15 protein-coding genes are annotated in these 17,487 nt (G+C 42.4%); 9 read left to right on the top strand and 6 right to left on the bottom strand.

Annotation, left to right across the window (positions count from 1 at the left end; translation table 11 throughout):
- Positions 1–23 precede the first annotated feature (23 nt).
- Positions 24–815 (top strand): mechanosensitive ion channel family protein, encoded by a 792-nt coding sequence (locus NWE91_05385; protein ID MCW3985825.1) that lies wholly within the window; start codon positions 24–26, stop codon positions 813–815.
- A gap of 103 nt (positions 816–918) precedes the next feature.
- On the top strand, positions 919–2,016 hold the full coding sequence (locus tag NWE91_05380; protein MCW3985824.1) for a reductive dehalogenase: 1,098 nt from the start codon (positions 919–921) through the stop codon (positions 2,014–2,016).
- 36 nt (positions 2,017–2,052) lie between these two features.
- Here the strand turns inward: NWE91_05380 and NWE91_05375 are convergent, their stop codons facing one another.
- From NWE91_05375 to wtpA, 4 genes are all read right to left on the bottom strand, one after another.
- Entirely contained in the window at positions 2,053–2,589 is a 537-nt protein-coding gene (locus NWE91_05375; GenBank protein ID MCW3985823.1) for a hypothetical protein, read from the bottom strand.
- A gap of 1,435 nt (positions 2,590–4,024) precedes the next feature.
- Positions 4,025–5,074: an ABC transporter ATP-binding protein gene (locus NWE91_05370; GenBank protein MCW3985822.1), complete on the bottom strand. Its 1,050-nt coding sequence runs from the start codon at positions 5,072–5,074 to the stop codon at positions 4,025–4,027.
- Complete coding sequence (locus NWE91_05365) at positions 5,071–5,877, bottom strand: ABC transporter permease (protein ID MCW3985821.1); 807 nt, start codon at positions 5,875–5,877, stop codon at positions 5,071–5,073. The genes NWE91_05370 and NWE91_05365 overlap by 4 nt, the downstream gene beginning before the upstream one ends.
- Before the next feature lie 4 nt (positions 5,878–5,881).
- Complete coding sequence (wtpA, locus tag NWE91_05360; protein MCW3985820.1) at positions 5,882–6,940, bottom strand: tungstate ABC transporter substrate-binding protein WtpA; 1,059 nt, start codon at positions 6,938–6,940, stop codon at positions 5,882–5,884.
- A gap of 301 nt (positions 6,941–7,241) precedes the next feature.
- Between wtpA and guaA the strand changes: the two genes are divergently transcribed.
- The 5 genes from guaA (at position 7,242) to NWE91_05335 (ending at position 13,837) form a co-directional block, all read left to right on the top strand.
- Positions 7,242–8,792 (top strand): glutamine-hydrolyzing GMP synthase, encoded by a 1,551-nt coding sequence (guaA, locus tag NWE91_05355; protein ID MCW3985819.1) that lies wholly within the window; start codon positions 7,242–7,244, stop codon positions 8,790–8,792.
- Positions 8,793–8,935: 143 nt separating this feature from the next.
- Complete coding sequence (locus tag NWE91_05350; protein ID MCW3985818.1) at positions 8,936–10,060, top strand: NDP-sugar synthase; 1,125 nt, start codon at positions 8,936–8,938, stop codon at positions 10,058–10,060.
- 17 nt (positions 10,061–10,077) lie between these two features.
- Entirely contained in the window at positions 10,078–11,445 is a 1,368-nt protein-coding gene (glmM, locus tag NWE91_05345) for a phosphoglucosamine mutase (GenBank protein ID MCW3985817.1), read from the top strand.
- A gap of 62 nt (positions 11,446–11,507) precedes the next feature.
- Positions 11,508–12,878, top strand: coding sequence for a nucleotide sugar dehydrogenase (locus NWE91_05340; GenBank protein MCW3985816.1), 1,371 nt, complete (start codon positions 11,508–11,510; stop codon positions 12,876–12,878).
- A complete protein-coding gene (locus NWE91_05335) occupies positions 12,875–13,837 on the top strand; it encodes a Gfo/Idh/MocA family oxidoreductase (protein ID MCW3985815.1) in 963 nt (320 codons plus the stop codon). Before NWE91_05340 ends, NWE91_05335 begins: the two co-directional genes overlap by 4 nt.
- Here the strand turns inward: NWE91_05335 and NWE91_05330 are convergent, their stop codons facing one another.
- Positions 13,838–14,128 (bottom strand): Trm112 family protein, encoded by a 291-nt coding sequence (locus NWE91_05330; GenBank protein MCW3985814.1) that lies wholly within the window; start codon positions 14,126–14,128, stop codon positions 13,838–13,840.
- A gap of 178 nt (positions 14,129–14,306) precedes the next feature.
- Between NWE91_05330 and NWE91_05325 the strand changes: the two genes are divergently transcribed.
- Positions 14,307–16,211: a hypothetical protein gene (locus NWE91_05325; protein MCW3985813.1), complete on the top strand. Its 1,905-nt coding sequence runs from the start codon at positions 14,307–14,309 to the stop codon at positions 16,209–16,211.
- Here the strand turns inward: NWE91_05325 and NWE91_05320 are convergent.
- Positions 16,188–17,000, bottom strand: coding sequence for a lipoate--protein ligase family protein (locus NWE91_05320; GenBank protein ID MCW3985812.1), 813 nt, complete (start codon positions 16,998–17,000; stop codon positions 16,188–16,190). The genes NWE91_05325 and NWE91_05320 overlap by 24 nt on opposite strands.
- 62 nt (positions 17,001–17,062) lie before the next feature.
- Here NWE91_05320 and NWE91_05315 point away from each other — a divergent pair, with 62 nt between their 5' ends.
- Positions 17,063–17,458 carry a Mov34/MPN/PAD-1 family protein gene (locus NWE91_05315; protein MCW3985811.1) on the top strand — a complete coding sequence of 132 codons (396 nt, stop codon included), beginning with the start codon at positions 17,063–17,065 and terminating at the stop codon, positions 17,456–17,458.
- The last annotated feature ends 29 nt before the right edge of the window (positions 17,459–17,487 follow it).

Here is a 17,487-nt window from a genome sequence, read left to right as displayed (position 1 = left end):
CTTCCTAAGAGGAGAAATTTCGTATGTTTGAAGATTTTTTAACGATGGAGAATCTTCTGCTTATTGCAAAAGGTTTGATTATCTTAGTTGCAATGCTTGTTGCCGACAAGTTGATACGTAGGGCAATCGCCAGATACTCACAGCGTTTAAGGTTACCGCCTCATGTTGAAAACATTTTCAAGTTAATCGCTAGAATTATTATTGCTGCAGCTGGCATGGTTGCCTTTTTATCTTTTTTCGGCTTGCCTACTGACTGGTTTGTTGGAGTTTCCGCTTTGACTGGAGCAGCTATTGGGTTTGCCTCCACACAGACTGTGGGAAACTTTTTGGCTGGCCTTTACATCATGATATCGAGGCCATTTATGATTCGGGATTACGTGAAAATAGGAGATGTTGAAGGGGAGGTGCGAGAGATAACCATCAACTACACGAAAGTATACACACCTACATATAACATCATGGAGATACCAAATAGGAAAGTCTTGGACAGCACCATCCTTAATTATTCTACCGGAAGAAACGTAATCGACTACTCCTTCGAAGTAGGCTTTCCCCATTCAGAAAATGTAACGAATAAAGAGCTAATTGAGGAATGCATTCTCCCTGTCCTTGAAAGTTTTTACAACAAATACAAGGACATCCTTCCAAAGAAGCCAGAACTGAGCATGTTGAAACTAAACAGACTTGAAAAGAGCTTTCTAATCAGAATATTCTTTCCACAAGGAAAAATAAACGACTTCTACAACATCCAGCCAGAGCTTATGCAAAACATAGCGAATAGTTGGGATGTATACAAAGCGAGGAAGCAGCAATAACCAAATGGTTGCGACCTCAACAACGGGCACATCAAATACGCGTTTGATTTCTACAACAATGGATTTAATATGATAAATACCTCTTATCTTTGAGGGCCATGCTATGACTTTGCGCGACATAAACGTTCCGAACCAGAAGAGTAAGGTCCCGAAAATCTCGGTAAAGGTAGTCAAAGAGCCACCCTACATTGTTGACCGCTCTAAACTTCGGCGTTTCACCCAGAAAAACATCATTTTTGAAAGAGTCAAATGGGACTCGTCGTGGAAAGGCTACAAGAAAAACTACAATGAAAAAGTTCTTGACATAATTACTCAAGGAAAATCGGGATATTCGCAAGTAGACTTTGCCTTGGCCTATGCCTCTTGGATAGTACATGACGCTTTCAAAGATGGATTCTCATGGACCAGGATTAGAACACACAAAACACCTGTAGATACTATTGGAATTGACTGGGCAAAAACTAAACGCGAGATCAATGACCTACATAAGATGAACATCTACATCAAGCGGGCAGCAAAGCTTTTCGGCGCTTCGCTCGTTGGAATCTGCAATCTCAACAGAAATTGGGTTTACGCTGACGTTGACATCCCTAAGAAATTCGAAAACGTTATCGTTATGGCAGTTGAAATGGACGCAGATGGGATTGCAACCTCTCCAGCTGTTTCCGCGGCGGCTGCCACAGGGGTGGGATATTCGAAAATGTCTTTCATAGCTGCATGCATGGGCGAGTTCATCCGAAATCTCGGATACAAAGCAATTCAATGTGGAAACGATACTGCTTTAAGCGTTCCACTTGCAATTGACGCTGGACTTGGAGAACTGGGTCGTAATGGATTATTGATAACGCCTCAATATGGCCCAAGGGTTAGGCTCTGCAAGGTTATAACAGATTTTCCGCTGGAAGCGGATAAATCTATAGAGTTTGGAGTAAAAGAGTTCTGCAAAAAATGTAAGTTATGCGCTAAGTATTGCGAGACAGGTGCGATTTCAATGGATGATGAACCAAGCTTCGAAACAGCATGCCAATCTAATAATCCTGGAGCGTTGAAATGGTACGTCAACGTTGAACAGTGTTATCTTTTCTGGTACAAAAATGGCACAGACTGCTCAACATGCATAAAAGTTTGCCCATACAATGTCGCATCAGCAGGAAAAGTCAACGTCTCTCCAGAAGAATTTTGGCAATTAAAAGAATATTAATACGCGTATATTGCAACCTGATTTCCAATTACAAATTTATCCTATTGCGAGTATGCCTTCGAAAATCTTCTCTTCTCCTACTTCTAACTCGCTAGCCAACCACAACTTCAGTAACCTCGCATCTTTTGGCAAATCACCGCTAAAAGTCAGTACTCGCCCATCTTTTAAAGCGTCTGCTTGAAAGCTCTTCTCGGTCTCTCTGAACAGAAAAGACACAGTGTCTGCGCCTTTTGCTAATGTTTTGAAGTCATTCCACTGTTTACATCGAACTATTACTGGTGGTCCCCTTGGAGCAGCTGATGCCGTAGATAGTGCAGTTGGTAGTGCTGCTGGTTGCTTACGGGGAGAAGAAAGAATACCTATCAAACCAGTAATCTCAGTTTGAAGAGTGGAGAGACGTTCTTCAACTTTTTCAATCTTTTCAGCCATCTCGCCTGTCTTACCCACTGACGATGTTATGTTGCCCAGTTCACCTATCAAACGGTCAAGATCTTTCTCGTGTTCTCTGAGAACATTGATTATGAAGTCTAAAGCTTCTAAGGCTTCATCTTTTGAAGGAGATTTTTTCACCATTGGGCTCAGTTTTCTCCCCGCAATTGTCTTCGAGAAATACTAATGGCATGAAGATAGATAAATCTAATGCATCAATAAACAATATCCCAGCGAATGCCCAAGTATTCGTATTGTGAATATAAAGCATGACTGTTGTGTATCGTTTGCAAAAGCTGGCTAATAAGGCGAGAAGAACATCTTCAGGTTTGTTTCGCAGCACAATCAATCTTCTAAAGCACGGAGCTTTTGTTGGCACGCGCAACGAACAGGTATGCTCATCAGGCTATGCGCAACTCGGGGTATCATGGACCTATAAAAAGCAGAGCGGAGCACATCAATAAGGATACACAATGTCAAAACATCACATTCAGCACAACGTTAACTAGCTTCCGCCAAATCAGAGCTTCTTCCATAAGTCTCCATACCAACAAAGAATCCTCGACTCATTAGGAAATCTAATAGGATAACCTCTCTACTGCGTCAAACAAATGTAGAAATATCAAAAGACACGTTATAAAAACAAGAGGGTGGATATATGGAATGCGCGCTGTTATTCATATCTAGTTAGGTACATTGGTCTCATTGCTTGTTTCATTCTTACTTCCAAAGGCAAATCGCTCCACAATGCGTGGTTTTTTGATGCCCGGCGCAAGTAGTCACTTTTTACTTTCTCATGTAGGGAAGAAAACGGTTTATTGTTTGCTTTTAAGGTGCTTTTCATTTTTGCCCACCAAGCTTAGTGTAACTCGTATATTAAGACTTAATAAATGTTTTTACCTACTTGTAGAACTTTAAAACATATCGACACACAATCGTTTATTCTCTATCTTTCAACTTATAATGTTTAAATTAGAAATTATCGTTTGTTAGTTTGTTTATATCGTAAGCTTTTTATAGTTGTATGCTATCGTAAGTCTTACGACGGTTGAGCTTGAAAAAAGGGATACATATGGATAAAAGAAGAGAATTTTCTTCTCAAAGCCTTCTCCTTTCTCCCTATTGAAAATGGTTTTTCCATATGTCCCTCCCTTTTCCAACAAGCAATGAAGCCGCCTTAATTACCTGGTAAGACATAGCCTATGAACTGAGGCAGAAGCAGCAGTTCCTCAACGAAATTTAGCGTGGAATAATGTATCTTTAAAGGGAATTTCGAGAATTTCAGATACAAGTGAGACAACTAATGAACTTGAACATTTCAGAAGGTATTAGCTGCGGAGACCTGATATTCGGTTAGACATGGTTTGTAGGCGTTAGCCCAACGGAAAATTGCTCCACCAGGTTTCAGATATATGTGGACGAGTCTTTAGGGACCGTCTCGTCTCTATAAACTCTCCAACTTCTTGGTTTCAGATGGATTTGGGCGTTTTTGGCGTAAAACGAACGTCGTGTGTAGGAAAGTGCTTGCCTTTCGATAGAATGACCTGTAAATTATTTGCACACACACGCCCAAATAGTTTCATCGTTTAATCAGATGCACACCTGTAGCCTTGAATGAAGCATAAACTTTTTCCCCAACATTCAATTCAAGCTCTTCTATTGCTTGCTTCGTCACTAAAGCCGAAAGACCATTATCCATATATATTCTAAGTATCGCCCCAAACTGAATTATGTCAGTAATCTTCCCAATAACACTATTTCGTGCGCTACTCTCTAACTTATCTCTAGATAAGACTACATTTTCGGGTCTAATGAAAACGTTTACTTCCCCGGCTCCAATATTAGAAAGCGCACTTATGTGATTGCTCCCGACTTGCACTAGAGCCACACCTTCTTCACTCGACACTACCCTTCCTCTAACAATGTTTTCCACCCCAACAAAAACCGCCATCTCCTCACTCACAGGCTCGTTGAAAATCTTGTAAGGCGTATCAACTTGGACTATTTCACCATTCATTATTACGCCTATTCTGTCGGCCAACGCCAAAGCTTCATCTTGATTATGAGTGACGTGAATCGTCGTTGTACCTTGTACTTTATGGATTCTCCTTAATTCTTCCCTCAGTGATTCCTGAGTTCTTGAATCCAAAGCGCTTAATGGCTCATCAAGGAGAAGAATATCAGGGTTTATCACGAGGGCACGGGCTAAAGCCACCCGCTGTCGTTCCCCACCAGAAAGAGTTGAAGGAACCCTACCTTTAATGTAAGAAATGTGCATGGAATCCATTATACTCTGGACTTTAGATTCAACATCTCTCTTAGGAAGCTTCCGCATTTTCAGACCGAAAGCAATGTTTTCTTCTACCGACATATGAGGAAATAAGGAATAGTCTTGATAGACAAAGCCGATGTTGCGCTTCTCTGGTGGGATGCTTGCAGTGTCCCTTCCATCTAGGAAGATGTTCCCCTCACGTGGAATGTAGAATCCAGCAATAGTTTCAAGGATTAAGGTTTTACCAGCAGCTGTAGGCCCGAGGATAACGAAGTATTCCCCCCTGTTTATGTTAAAAGTCACGTTTTTGAGGGAAAAATCGCCCCATTCGTGACTGACTTTTTCAAAGGTGATCATTTTCGTCTCTCCCAGTACTTCGCAGATGTGCGCAGAACAATGAAAATTGCAAAGCAAACAAGTATTAGGAGGACTGCTATGGGCTGAGACTTAGCTAGGCCACCAGTGGTAAATTCGTAATATATTAAAATCGGAGCAACCATGGGATAAAATGCTATAATTATTACTGCGCCAAACTCACTTATACCTCTAGCCCATGCCATTACGGCTCCAGAAAAAAGGTGGCGGATAGCCAAGGGCAACGTTATCCAGTAGAAGGCTTTCTGCTGGCTGGCACCTAAGGTTCTGGCCACGCGTTCAAGATGTGGATTGATGCTCTGAAAACCCTCTTTCGCAGCATTTACATAGAATGGAGTGTTCACGAAAAGCATCGCGACTACAATACCCCACAGAGAATCTTCGAAGATGATACCAAGATTCGAAAAGGCGCCTCCCATGGCGCTTCTACGCATAAACAGGGCATATAGAGCTATCCCTGCAACGCTGTGCGGTATTATCACTGGCACATCAATGATGGATTCCACCACGCTTTTTCCAAAAAAATCATGCCTTGCAAGAACATATGCCAGAGGTGTTCCAAGAGCTACTGCGACCAAGGTTGCGAGAAAAGAAGCGTATAAAGTCAATAGAATCGATTTTATCACTGCAGGGTCACTAGCTGCTTCAAGAAGACTCCCTGGCTCGAGTACGATTTGCTGGAAAATCATGTTGAAGAGTGTGAGAATTATGAAGAGTATGATAAGAGAGCCTATAAGCAAAAAAATCAGAGAAAGAGGTTGACGTTTGAAGACTTTAATGGACATAATCTCATTGCCCCACTATGTATGGTCTAAGGCTTTCAGGAACTTTGTCTATGTCATTTGTTACCGCTGGCACAACAGGTGGTTGCGCGTTATTGTGTAGGACACTTTGACCGAATTCATTGAGGATATATTTGACGAATTCTGCAGCAAGCGTTGGATGGGGGGAACTATTAGGTATTGTTAACCCATAAACAATTGGCTTTCCAGTACTAGTTTTTGTGGTTTTCCGAACCCTCACGGTCTTGTAGATGCCCTTATGATAATCAGAGCTCAAATCAATGGATTCAGGCAATACCAGAAATTTGAGTCCATGCTGCCTCGCGACACTCGAGTACTCAAAAGCGTAGTCCAATCCGCCCTCCTGCACAAAAGAAATCAGGTCAATGGACTTCTCTCTAATCATCAACTTCGCGGTGTTGGGATTCAAATCTGACATATTAGTGTCTATAGTATATATCCCGTCGGCTTCAGATACTGTAATATCCGAGTTAGCCTCGATTAGATCCTCAAAAATCAGATCATCGTCATATTCGAGTTCTGCAAGCTGTATGACCATGAGCGATCTATACCCACACGGGTCCATATTGGGGTTGGAAAACCCCCATTTCACATCGTTTCTTCGAAGAATGTTGTACCAGTTAGTTGAGTTTATCTCGTCAGCATATCTACTTTGGTCAGTATACACTATAGTCATCCTATTAACAGCGAATATTATGTACCAACTTGTGTGGTTTGAGTCCGAAGTCATCATCATATTTGGTATCAGAGTGTAATCTGCAGATGCAAGCACATCACACTCTTCATCAAGTTCTGTGATCTTTTGCACACAGATGATACTGCCACTAGGTTCTAATTGCACTTCAACGTTCGTATGGTTTGCCTCGAATTCAACTCTAATATCTTCAAAAGGAAGCGCCAAACTACCTGCACAAAAAACTTTCAATCCAATCTTCTGTGATCTGTCAGAGTAGTAGAGAAGCCCTCCTACTGTCGTAATGGCAAGAATGGAAATGAGTACACTTGTTTGTATTCTAGTTAGTCCACTTCTAGAAAGTTTAATCATCTTCAAATCACCATTATGTTCATCCGTGCATATCGGTATGATAACCTTAAATACGTATCGCTAGATCGCCAAACATTGAGCGCATGGCGGCAACATCGAAGTTTGTTCTGGTCAAAACGGAATATCTTCAAATCTTCAATGCCTAGCTGCCACAGCATGCAACATCCGCGACAAGGGCACATCCAAAATCACTGCCCATAGAAACGGTAGAAGTTACAGCAATAAGAGATTAAAGAAGACCTTTTCGCCTAAACCGCAACAGTAAAGTAACAAAGGCGTTCTCACTACTCACAAGATAGGAATCGACATGAAAATAGACACAGTTCTAGTCTTAGATTTTGGCGGACAATACTGCCACCTAATAGCAAGGCGAATAAGAGAAAACAATGTCTACTCAAAAATAGTTTCCCACGATATCTCACCAACTGAAATAGAAAGTTGGCAAAAGAAGGTTAACGTTAAAGGTCTTATTTTATCGGGAGGCCCGCAAAGCGTTTTTGAACCGAACGCCCCAAAAGTTAACCATGGCATCCTCAATTTGAGCCTCCCTGTCTTGGGGTTATGTTATGGGCATCAATTAATAGTTCACATCATGGGAGGACTGGTCAAGCCCGCAGAGAAAAGAGAATTCGGCATCGCCTGCGCGACAATAGATAAGCCCGTTGGTGTATTAAAAGGGTTAAATAGCAAAGAGAAAGTATGGATGAGCCACAGTGACATCGTCTATAGTCTCACAAATGAATATGAAGCATTAGCTCACACCGAAAACTGTCCGGTCGCTGCCTTCCGCCACAAAAAAGGTATTGTTTACGGGTTGCAGTGGCACCCAGAGGTAGTTCACACAGAAAATGGAGACAAAATGCTGAAAAACTTTCTTTTTGAAGTGTGTCAATGCGAGCCAAACTGGACCATGGAAGATTTCGTGGAAAAAGCAATAGACGATACAAAAGAATTGTTAGGTGCTGATAGAGTAATAGTAGCGTTGAGTGGTGGCATAGATTCTAGCACAGTGACAGCCCTAGCCGCAAAGGCAATAGGAAAAAACCTCACAGCTGTATTTGTAGATCACGGTTTCATGCGGAAAAGCGAGCCAGAATTTGTCGAGAACACATTCCGAAAATTTGACATTAACTTCATAGCCGTCGATGCTAGACAAAGATTTTTACAGAAACTTCGAGGTGTAACCGACCCGGAGCAGAAACGAAAGGTTATCGGTGAAGAGTTTGTTCGCGTTTTCGAAGAAGAGGCAAGAAAAGTTGGCGCAGAATATCTTGTACAAGGAACAATTTACCCAGACAGAATCGAATCAGGATTTGGGAAGTTTTCGGACAAGATAAAGACGCATCACAATGTTGCTGGGTTGCCCGCGAAAATGGAGTTCAAAGCTGTTGTTGAGCCATTAAGAGACCTGTATAAAGATGAGGTTCGGAAAGTTGCCGAAAGGTTAGGGTTACCCAATAGAATTGTCAAGAGACAGCCTTTTCCAGGACCCGGTCTAGCTGTGAGAATAATAGGCGAGGTTACAGAGGACAAGTTGGATATTGTGAAAAAGGCAGACAGGATTGTCACTGATGAGATTGAAGGTACTGGTTTTAAGGATGAATTGTGGCAGTATTTTGCGGTGTTGACAGATACCAAAAGCACGGGGGTTAAGGGAGATTCTAGAGCGTATGGCTACATGGTTGCAGTGCGGATTGTTGAAAGCAGAGAAGCTATGACTGCTAGTTTTGCAGAGATTCCCTACGAAGTTCTTGAAAAGATTTCTTCGAGAATAACTAATGAGATACCTGATGTGACCCGAGTGGTCTACGATATTACTCACAAGCCACCTGCAACGATAGAATGGGAATAAAAAACGCGCGCGCGCAGTTGCGAGCGTGAAAGAACAAGATTGAAGATGGCAGCTTTGGATATGTTGACGAGTCCGGTGTTTCGACAAAGTTTTTAGTCAAGTATCACAGAATCTAAATCCCTATTCGGAGAACGAAGAAAACTTTGAAAGCTTTAATCTTGGCGGGAGGATTCGGAACAAGACTACGCCCCCTAAGTTGCACAAGACCGAAACTTCTCTTTCCAATAGCCAACAAGCCACTTCTCGATTTGACGCTTAAAAGACTAGCAGAAAACGGCGTAAAGGAAGCAATACTTGCCGTCAACTTCATGGCAGACGCCCTTGAGCACATCTGCGGTAAGTCAAAACATGGAATAAGACTTCATTACTCCAGAGACATGCCACTAAAACCTAAAACCGCATGTTCTTCGCAAAGGGCTTTAGGAACCGGAGGCCCTGTAAAACAGGCTGAAAAGCTTCTGGGAAGAAAAAAGCCTTTCTTAGTGCTAAATGGCGATATCCTGACCGACGTTAATTACTCAGAAATTATGGAACAACACAAAAGCAACGACTGTATAGCAGCCATAGCACTCCGCAGAATCAAAGATCCGAGCCGCTATGGGGTGGTGAAACTAACAAGGAAAAATCGCATTACGAGATTTGTAGAAAAGCCATCTAAAAAGGCGCCAAGCAACTTGGCAAACGCTGGCATTTACGTCTTTGACCCATGCATATTTGACTACATCCCAGCGGGCAGACGATGCTCCATAGAACGGGAGATATTTCCAAAGCTTGCAGAAGAAGGAGAGCTTTTCGGTCACGAAATTAAAGGCTTATGGGTCGATGTTGGAAAGCCAATAGACTACATCAAAGCAAACAGGCTTTGGCTTGAAGCAGGAATGGAAACAAGCAATAATTTGGGGGAAGCGAGAATCGGTAAGAAAGGTGAAATCAAGGAAGCAGTGGCTATTGGAGAAAGTGTGACTGTGGGAGAAAAATCGATTATAGGTCCAAACGTGTCTCTTGGAAAAAACGTTTTTGTAGGGAAAGAAGTTCGCATGAAAGACTGCATCGTTTTCCCAAACACTACAATTTCAGATTTTACGACCGTTGAAGGAGCAATAATAGGCGAGTTTGTCACTATCGGAAAAAAGGTGAAAATCGGAAGAGGATGCTTAATAGGCGACAACACAGTGATTCGAGATAGCATCACTCTCACCCACGGTGTCAAAATATGCCCCTCGAAAGAAATTTCCGAAAATATACTCACACCTAGATGCGTTATGTAACCTGAGACGAATGGAAAATGGAAAAGTCAAGACGATTGTTTGGAACAAACGGGATCCGCGCAGTAGTTAACGAGGAATTAACGCCAGAGTTTGCAATAAGAATTGCAGAAGCCATCGGTACCTTCTTCAAACGAGGCAGAATTCTCCTAGGATATGACAGCAGAGTCAGTAATATTATGCTAGCAAACGCGGTCACAAGTGGACTGGTTTCAACAGGCTGCAACGTCTATGACGCTGGAATGGCACCTACACCCAGCATCCAATACGCAGTTAAAAATCACCAAATGGACGGCGGCGTCATGATTACAGCCTCCCACAACCCACCTCAATATAATGGAATAAAAGTGATGGCAAAAGACGGCGTAGAAATTCCAAGGCAACAAGAGGTTGAAATCGAAAACATATTCTTTGAAAACAAGGCGAACCGCGTTGACTGGTGTAGAGTTGGACATGTGTACGTTTTGCTCAGAGTCTTGGATGAATACAAAGAAGCTGTGAAAAAGCATGTTGATGTTGTTGCGATTAGGAAAAAAAATTACCACGTTGTGGTGGACGCTGCCAACGGCGTAGGCGGCTTGGTAACACCGTACTTGCTTAGAGAGCTAAGCTGCCGAGTCACCACTATAAACGCAGACATCGATGGAACATTCCCAAGTAGAATGTCAGAACCTACACCAGAAATTTTACAAGACTTGGCAACAACGGTGAAGACTGTTGGGGCAGATTTCGGCGTTGCTTTCGATGGTGATGCAGACCGCTCTATCTTCGTAGACGAAAAAGGAGAAATACAATGGGGAGATCGCACCTTCGCCCTGATAGAAAAACATTTTCTACAAGCAAACAGCGGAGAAATGATTGTCACGCCTGTAAGCTCTTCACAAGTAGTCAAAGACATCGCAGAAAAATATGGCGGCAAGTTAGTCTGGACAAAGGTTGGAAGCACCATCGTCTCATACACTATGAAGAAACTGAAGGCAAAATTGGGAGGAGAAGAAAATGGAGGCGTATTTTACGGTCCCCATCAGCCAGTACGAGACGGTGCAATGACAACAGCTTTAATCTTGGACATAATGGCGAAAACTGAGAGAAAGCTGTCTCGATTGCTGGGCGAATTGCCTCATTATTACCTCGAAAAAGGCAAAATAAAATGCCCAAACGAAAAGAAAACTTTGGCTCTTAAAAAATTGGTTGCAGATGTCAAGTACTTAAATCCTGAAACCATCGATGGCGTAAAATTATGGTTACCAAAAAAAAGCTCCATCCTCATAAGACCAAGCGGAACCGAACCCATATACCGATTTTACGCCGAAGCAGAGACAAAAGAAAGAGCGTACATATTGGTTAAAGAATATAAGCGAAAACTGCAACAAATCATAAGCCCTTAAACTCAAGACAAGCTTTCAAACCACAAAATGCCCAGCCGGATAAACACCACAGAAGTGAAAAAATGTCCAGCATAATGAACATTAACAAAGAAGATGTTGACAGTTTCGAAAAATGCGGAAACTACACAGTCAGCGTCATCGAATGCAGCAAAATAGGCGTGCCTTATGCTTGTCTTTTTGCAGACGCAGGGTTCAGAGTAATAGGCGTAAACACAAATCCGCATGCCCTTGAATTGCTAAAGAAGGGGCAAACTCTATTTTTAAAGGAAGCCTATCGCGCATTAGAAAGATACATGAAAGAAGCGATTTTCACTGCATCTTCTAATGCTAGAAAGGCCGCATCTGAAAGTGACATCATTGTTATCGCCGTTCAAACGGCAGTTGACCGAAAGAAAAAGCCAGACTATTCGCTATTAGAAAAAATGTGCAGAGAGGTAGGAATGGGGCTGCAGAAAGATTCTTTGGTTCTGTTTGTCTGCTCCACAGGACCTGGAATAGTTGAAGGTTCTATGCGAGAGGTTTTAGAAAAAACATCTGGATTAAAGGCTGGCATAGATTTTGGTTTGGCTTGTAGTCCCATTCAAGGGAATTCGCTGGAACCATTAAGCAGAGTTTCTAACTTCTCGAGAGTCGTAGGCGCTATTGATGAATCAAGCCTTAGAATAGCAAATCTTGTCTTAGGTAGAATAACCAAGTCGAATATTATAGAAGTCAGCAGCATGAAAACCGCCGAGGCAGTAAATCTTTTCCAAAACGCAAGTAACGAGGCCAGTCAAGCTTTAGCGAATGAGCTTGCATTCTTGTGCGAAAGGCTTAGAATAGACTTTCTTGAAATCTTGAAAGTTGCCAACAAAAGTGACACATTCCATCTGCCCTTTCCTGGCGTCTTGAATAGTTCGGCGCGGAGTGACTTTTTCTTGCTCTATGAAGAAGCCGAAAACATTAACTTGAACCTCCGCCTGACGCATTTAGCTAGAAAGATAAATGAAGAAATTGCTGATTACACGTTCCGCTTGGCAAAAGACGCTTTGAAAGTTTGCGGCAAAACGGTTAGAAGAGCAAAAATTTCAGTTCTAGGGATTTCCCAACATCCAAACGTCAAAGAACCACCTAGAACACTGACAAGGAACATTATTAATCTCCTCAAAAAGAAGGTGAGGATAGTGCAGATTTATGACCCGTTCTTTTCAAAAAAAGAGCTGACGGAGCTTGGCTTTGAAGCCGAAAAATTATTCAAAGTTGTTGAAAAAACGGATTGCATAATCATTCTAGTAGGGCATTCCAAATTTGAGCGGTTGAACCTTAAAAAAATCAAGTTCTTGGCCAAAAAATCGCCAGCAATAGTGGACATCAGTCATGTAATAGATCCATTAAAAGCAGAGAAATATGGATTTGTGTATCGTGGCTTAGGAAGGGGAGTTTGGACAAAATGAACAAGCAACTTGGCGTTGCAGTTATCGGCGTAGGTTTCTGGGGTAAAAATCACGCTAGAGTGTTCAGTGAACTCTCAGAGACTGAACTCGTAGCAGTTTGTGACGTTAATGTAGAAAGAGCAAAAGCCATTGCTGAACAATACGGCGCCGAAGTGTACAGCGACAGTCGAAAATTGCTTAAACGAGAAGACGTTGAAGCAGTTAGCATCTGTACATGGACAACAGCCCACGCAACCGAGGCTATGAGAACGTTGAAAGCGGAAAAGCATGCACTGGTTGAGAAGCCATTAGCCAGCACAATCAGAGAAGCAAGAAAAATTGTAGACTTCGCAAAACAAAAAGATAGACACTTGATGGTGGGTTTCATAGAAAGATTCAACCCAGGTATCCAACGAGCCAAAGATGCTTTGAAAAAAGGAGAGATCGGCGAACTTGTCTCAGCTACCGCTAAACGGGTTTCACGGTGGCCTGAAAGAATAGGCGATGTAGGAGTTGTGAAAGACTATGCAATTCACGAAATAGACATTATGCGGAAAATCTTTGAAGAAGACCCGACAACGGTTTATGCAAGAGTTGGAAACCTGAAGCACACAAAATTTGAAGATTACGCCCAGATAATGCTCACGTTTAAGCGTGGAAAAACAGCTTTTATTGAAGCAAACTGGTTGACACCTGACAAAATTAGAAATTTGACGCTCACGGGCAGCGACGCGATATTGTCACTCAATTATCTCACGCAAGAAATAACCGTGGAAACTCTAGAAGAGACATTGAAGCCACGATATGAATGGAAAGAACCATTAAAACTGGAGTTGCAGCATTTTGCAAGAAGCATACTTAAAGATAAAGAGCCGGAGGTCACAGGTGTCGACGGGTTAAAGGCCTTAGTAATCGCTGAAGCTGCCATAAAATCCTCTAAAAAAGGCAGCGCAATAAAATTGAAGTTTAACAAAACGTGACTAGTCTTTCTTTCTGATTTTTGCTTCCAAATTGAACGGTTTGCCTTCTGTAAGGATTTTTTTGGAAATTTTGCTTTTCCACTTTTTCAAGAAGGGCAGTTCGTCTTTTTCATCGCGAAGTTCGTCTGGCAACATTTCGGGAATCTCGTCGCGGATCGGGTACCAGCGCAGACATTTTGGACAAACGATTAATCCTTCAATGATTTCTTCTTTCTCCTCAAAAACGTGAAGCTCGAGTGGATGGTATTTGTCGATGGGGCAAGCCAGAATATCCATCAACTTTTTCTTCATGCAAAACATCTCCTTTCTTCAAATGCTCTTTTTGTTGATTTGCTTAAAAGACTTACGCAGAAACTATCACACTTCCTCTAACTATTGGAGGAGTTAGAAGCACTTTGTTTTTCTGCAGTGCAACATTCTTCATACGAGTTTTTTATTAAGAACATCTTAGACAGTTGTTAGGAACAAGATGCTATTCCTGTGGAATGTAAAGTTCACAGATACAAACCGAGAGATTAAGCTTGAGTTTTATGATTCGTCTAGCGGAGAAATTAGAGAGTTTAGCACTAGCAAGTATAAACCTTACTTCTTGGCAACTTGTCCTTTGTCAAAAGAAGAGGAAGAAGCAGTAGCGAGTATTCAAGGCGAAGTGGAGCTTGTTAAGAAACTAAACTTGTTCACTGACGAAATAGTGCAACTCGCAAAAGTAAGGGCTTGGACTCCAACATTCCTTAAGAAGCTAATTAACCAGTTTAGGAATGTCTGGGAAAGTGAAATCGAGTACAGTCGAAGCTACATTTACGACAATGGTCTAGTGTTTGGCGCCCCCTACATCCAACAAGGGGACAATTTTGTAGTGGCTAAAACTGTTCAGCGGGACTTGAAACAAAAATTTGACAAAGCTTTTGCACAAGAAAGACAGACAACCCCGCCGAAATATGCACAGATTGAGAAATGGTTCAACCTCTGTCATCAACCAGTTCCAAAAATCAATATGGATCTGTTGGGTGGTGAGAAAAGGCAGGAAGATGCTACAGAACAAATCTACCTCGCTTTCTTGCTTGCAAGAATAGCCAATATTCCCATTCCAGAAGCTTACGCTAGCCGAAGAGTAAGCGACTGGATAAAATCTATGATTTACACGCATCTTCGCAACAACAATGTTCTCATCCCTACATCCGAAGAACTGCGAAGAGGCTTTGAAACACACCAAGTTCCTGGCGCCCTCACAATTGAACCAGAAGCAGGGATATATTTCGACACGGTTGTCTGCGATTTTGAGAGCCTATACCCCAGCTGTATAGACAGCTACAACCTCTCATACGAGACAGTTAATTGTCCCCACGAAGAATGCAAAGCCAACAAAATTTCTGAAATAGAGCATCATGTTTGTACGAAACGGAAAGGCTTCTATTCGCTACTGATAGGAGCATTGAAGGATCTCCGAATCCGTTGGTTCAAACCCCTGTCCAATGATACTTCCATCTCAGAGCAGGAGAGACAGTTAGCAAAGGCTGCATCGAAGCTACTTAAACTGATAAGTGTTTCCAGCTATGGCGTGACCGTTCGCATCCATGGAGTTGCATGCCCCCCACTTGCAGAATCCATAACAGGCTATGGGCGATGGGCACTGCAGACTACATGGAAAATTGCAAGAGAAAACGGAATGCATCCAACTTATGGCGACACCGACTCCATTTTCCTAGACAAACCGTCACCGCGACAGGTGCAAAGCCTAATTGACACCGTTAAAAAAAAGCTGAATCTTGACTTGGCCATAGAAAAACGCTACGCTCTCTGCGTATTGTCAAAAGCAAAAAAATCATATTTAGGCATAACAAAAAACGGAATCCCCGACTTGAAAGGCCTGACAGCGATAAAATCCAACGCACCAAAATTCATTCAACAAGTTTTTCGCGACTGTGTAAAAGTGCTTAGCGAAGTGAAGAGCATGGAACAATATTCTTTGGCGAAAAAGGAAATTGTTGCCCTAGTCCACAACGCGATAAAGAAGCTGCGGGAACGCGATGTGGAACTTGAAGACCTTGTCCATTCTGTGCAACTGTATTATGATCCTGTTGAAAGAGCCAGTGCAACAAAGATTATGCCTCAGCCTTATCAATGTGCCTTACAGCTCATTAACGCTGGGGAAAAGCTAAGCCGCCGAGACACTGTTCATTTCATAAAGGTTAAGCCCTTCAACTACAGAGATAAAACGTTCACAGTGAAACCCGTTAGTCATGTAAGGAGTTTGGCAGAGATTAATGCAGAGGATTATATCCGCAATTTAACGACGGCTCTTGAACAAACCTTTAAGCCAATGGACATGACGTTGGAACAAGATACGAAGCTAACTGACTGGTTTGGAGCTTAAGAGGTTAGTCTTACCTTCAAAATTCCACTCATAAGTTGCAAGCTTTTCTTCTTCTAGTCTCTGAGCAAGATTTAACTCATAATCGGTCAGGATGCCTTCTACAAGCTTTATGCCGAGAACTTTTTCAAATCCTCTGGTCAACGCTTCACAAGCTCGGTCGACGGCTACACAGCTGCCTAACTCATCTGCAACCGACGTAATTTTTCTCGTAGCAATATTTATCAAGTCTCCACGGGTGTTTGCCCAAGGAACTTTGAGAAATGTGAACATTTTCTGCAAGTCAACGTTCATCAAGAGAGTACCGTGTTGAAGAATTACACCTCTTTTATGTGCCTGAGCGCTTCCAGAAATCTTCCGCTCTTTAACGGTTATGTTAGGACATTGTTTGACATTGCCTTTGTTGTATTCAGCGTCTACGCCTAGAATGTGAGCTGCTTCAATTAGTCCGCTGCAAATTTGGATGTACGCTTCTGCGACGTCATCCGTTCCTAAATCCTCCTGTTTCACGATAACACTGTAGGTGATTTCGTCTTCAGAGTCATGATAAACCGCGCCGCCTCCGGATATACGCCTAACCACATCCACGCCGTGGATTCTGCAGTTTTCCAAGTCAACTGCGTCGTAAACGTTCTGAAAACGCCCAATAGACACGGCTGAAGGACGCCAACGAAAAAAACGTAAAGTATTAGGTACTTTTTCTTCGATTCTCGCCCGCAGTATGGCCTCGTCAACCGCCATGTTAACGAAGGCATTGTCTGTTTCGGGTTTTAGCAGGCGCCAAGGAGACATTTTTGCTCAGCCTTTTTAAATGTTCAAGCGATGGATATAAATGTGGATGAGATATTTTTGGTTTGCTGGTCGTAATGATAGCGGAAGTTGCGATTGGGCGGAAATTGCTAGATGCAATTTTAGAGTGTGCAAGAGCCGTGTATCCTCGGGAAACGATTCTTCTTTTACGTGGTAAGGCTAAAAGAGGTAGAATTGAAATAACAGACCTTGTAATTCCTCCGTTGGCTACTCATGGCAGAGGGTTTTCAAGCTTTCCTGCATATATGCTTCCAATGGACTTTTCGCTTATGGGAAGTGTTCACTCGCACCCGTCAGGCGTGGCAAAGCCTTCGGTAGGAGATTTGAACCATTCTTTTGGTAGAATAATAATGATAGTGGCATATCCATTTGCTGGAATAGAAAACGTGGTGGTTTATAGTCGTTCAGGTGAAAAAATAGCGCTGCAACTGACAGAATAACTCTGGGGTTTTTTGAGGGTCTTTTGCAG

This window comes from Candidatus Bathyarchaeota archaeon (genome assembly GCA_026014805.1).
Classification (GTDB): domain Archaea; phylum Thermoproteota; class Bathyarchaeia; order Bathyarchaeales; family SOJC01; genus JAGLZW01.
The sequence above is the reverse complement of the archived record's forward strand: the minus strand, read 5'-3'. Positions and strand labels throughout refer to the sequence as shown.

Excerpts from the sequence above, each read along its gene's own strand:
- NWE91_05385 (MCW3985825.1), top strand. The coding sequence starts at position 24 with ATGTTTGAAGATTTTTTAACGATGGAGAATCTTCTGCTTATTGCAAAA.
- NWE91_05380 (MCW3985824.1), top strand. The coding sequence starts at position 919 with ATGACTTTGCGCGACATAAACGTTCCGAACCAGAAGAGTAAGGTCCCG.
- NWE91_05375 (MCW3985823.1), bottom strand. The coding sequence starts at position 2,589 with ATGGTGAAAAAATCTCCTTCAAAAGATGAAGCCTTAGAAGCTTTAGAC.
- NWE91_05370 (MCW3985822.1), bottom strand. The coding sequence starts at position 5,074 with ATGATCACCTTTGAAAAAGTCAGTCACGAATGGGGCGATTTTTCCCTC.
- NWE91_05365 (MCW3985821.1), bottom strand. The coding sequence starts at position 5,877 with ATGTCCATTAAAGTCTTCAAACGTCAACCTCTTTCTCTGATTTTTTTG.
- wtpA (MCW3985820.1), bottom strand. The coding sequence starts at position 6,940 with ATGATTAAACTTTCTAGAAGTGGACTAACTAGAATACAAACAAGTGTA.
- glmM (MCW3985817.1), top strand. The coding sequence starts at position 10,078 with ATGGAAAAGTCAAGACGATTGTTTGGAACAAACGGGATCCGCGCAGTA.
- NWE91_05340 (MCW3985816.1), top strand. The coding sequence starts at position 11,508 with ATGTCCAGCATAATGAACATTAACAAAGAAGATGTTGACAGTTTCGAA.
- NWE91_05335 (MCW3985815.1), top strand. The coding sequence starts at position 12,875 with ATGAACAAGCAACTTGGCGTTGCAGTTATCGGCGTAGGTTTCTGGGGT.
- NWE91_05330 (MCW3985814.1), bottom strand. The coding sequence starts at position 14,128 with ATGAAGAAAAAGTTGATGGATATTCTGGCTTGCCCCATCGACAAATAC.
- NWE91_05325 (MCW3985813.1), top strand. The coding sequence starts at position 14,307 with ATGCTATTCCTGTGGAATGTAAAGTTCACAGATACAAACCGAGAGATT.
- NWE91_05320 (MCW3985812.1), bottom strand. The coding sequence starts at position 17,000 with ATGTCTCCTTGGCGCCTGCTAAAACCCGAAACAGACAATGCCTTCGTT.